Annotated in this window: 1 protein-coding gene; it reads left to right on the forward strand. The window is 57.1% G+C overall.

What is annotated here, in order from left to right; translation table 11 throughout:
• Positions 1-2,372, forward strand: a 2,372-nt coding sequence (locus tag ASF66_RS22640; protein ID WP_269083345.1) for a neuraminidase-like domain-containing protein, incomplete at both ends; no start/stop codon positions are given.

A 2,372-nucleotide genomic window follows, 5' to 3' on the forward strand; every position in this document is an offset into this window, starting at 1 on the left:
CCAGGAAGCGGTCCAGGCCTACCTGGCCAGCTTCGAGGAAGTGGCCAACCTGACCATCATCAACGGCTACATCGCCGGCACCGACTTCAAGGAGTCCAACTACTACTTCATCGGCAAGTCCCGCGCCGAGGGTGCCTATTACTGGCGCTCGGTGAACATGTCCGAGCGCAGCTACCTGTCCGGCACCGCAGGGCCCAAGCAGGACAACCCGCAGCCCGGCGCCTGGTCGGACTGGAAACGGGCCAACCTGCCGATCTCGGAAGCGGCGATCGAGAAAACCATCCGTCCGGTGTACTTCAACAACCGGCTGTTCGTGACCTGGGTCGAGATGATCGACAGCGTCGATCCGGCAGGCAGCGGTGACTTGGAAGCCGTCGAGCCGGTCGGCGGCTCTTATAGCCATCGCGATCTGCCCAAGCCTAAAGCAACGTGCAAGCTACGTTTGAACCTGACGTACAAAAAGTACGACGACAGCTGGAGTGCGCCGCAGTGCTACATGGAAACCGAAGTGGATCCTGCCGCCATTACCTACCAATGGAAGACGGAAGAAAAGGATGACCCCGAGTACGGCACTCACAAGATCGACCTCGACACCATTGCCGTCGTCGATGTCTCGACCAATCCCGAAGCGTTGTTCCTGGCCATGTATGCCGGTTACGTCAAGGGTTCCAGTACTACCGATGGCCGCTTGGACAAGTACCGCCTGCTGAAAACCCTGAAGATCGACAAGAATTTCAACAGCTTCGATCTGTTCCCGGAATACGGTCTGGTTGATGGCACTGAGGAAGAAAACGAGGAAGAGGACAAAAGACTGAATCGTAATCTGGTCATGCGCGTCGGCATCCTGTTCGCTGCCGCCGATACCAATGCCGGACGCTTTCAGTTCCCTGTGACGGGAGTCTCGATCCGAATCAAGCCTTCTAGCCAAACCACCTCTCCCCATTCGGGAACCAGTGGCCTGCAAGGCTGGAACTATGCAGGCTGGCAGCCACGGATCCTGCACACCGTCGATGGCGACGACATCCAGTGGGATGAAGCCAGGCGCGAAATCAATTTTACGACGCGAGTCAACACGCGTTTTGCAAAAGAAAGCGGCATCAAGATCACCTCGACTACTGGCACCGAAAGGTACGAATTTGAATTTTATCTGCCTGAAGACGATGGCGAGGGTATGGTGACTCTGCAGCCCAACTCCCGACTGACATGCACGGCCGGGGCGTTTTCGAGCCCCTATCGGGGTTTTATATGGCTCCAGTTGCCAGGAGGAAGGCATACTCTGATAACAGACGAGAACGCCCAAAACGTAACTTTTAGTCCTAACGGTCAACATACAGACCTGGCTGGTAAAAGGGTAAACAGAGACCTGTTGCGTCGAGTCCAGGCCCGCCCAAGTGATCTTCTCTCAATGGAAACTTACAACCAGTCGAGTGGCGCCCCAAACCCCACGAGCTACCCCGTATACAGTTCCGGAGACCTGAAGTTTCTGCAGTTCCTCGCCCGGCCAAGCTCAATGAGTAATCCCACGCCTGAGAGCAACCGGCTCAAGGTCAATCTTAAAGTGGGTTCGGCTCAAGACACTTTATTGCCCAACCAGGACTCGCAATCGGCCACTATCAAAATCAGCCCTGAAACCCTTCGCCCTGATTGGAACGTTACCTGGCCAGACCACGAGAAAAAATTCACGATCATCCATGGCGTGTATGTCATGGAGACCAATGGCACCAGCAGCACCGGCATAGGCCATGCCATCAAAGCCACAGAGATCGAGCTTGAATTCATCGGCGACGACGCCCACTTGATCGCCCCGAAAATCTCGTACTACACCAACGCGACCCTGGGCACTGCCGAGTACATTGACTTCACCCGCTCTACCATCGCCCGCAACGACCGCGACAACGGCCTTCGCCAGCCCATCCGCATGAACACTCTGTTCGCCCGTAACCTGATCGAGCGTGCCAACATTGCCTTGGAAAACCTGCTGTCCTGGGAAACCCAGCACCTACCCGAGCCGGCATTGGCCGAATCCGGCACTCAGCCGTTCATGGACTTCAAGGGCGCCAACGGCCTCTACTTCTGGGAGCTGTTCTTCCACCTGCCGTTCCTGATCAGCCATCGCCTCAACACCGAGCAGCAGTTCAGCGACGCCGAGTACTGGCTCAGTTTCATCTTCGATCCGACTCGTCGCAGCGACAGCAGCGGCCGTCCGGACTACTGGAACGTGCGCCCGCTGGTGGACGAAATCAGCCGCGAGCGCTCCACCCGCGCGCCGATCGATCCGGACGGCATCGCCAGCGACAACCCGGTGCACTACCGCAAGGCCGTGTACAACCACTTCATCAAGAACCCTGTCGTCGCGCAACTGACGAATCACG

Origin of the sequence: Pseudomonas sp. Leaf129 (genome assembly GCF_001423465.1) — a bacterium.
GTDB classification, from domain to species: Bacteria; Pseudomonadota; Gammaproteobacteria; order Pseudomonadales; family Pseudomonadaceae; genus Aquipseudomonas; species Aquipseudomonas coleopterorum.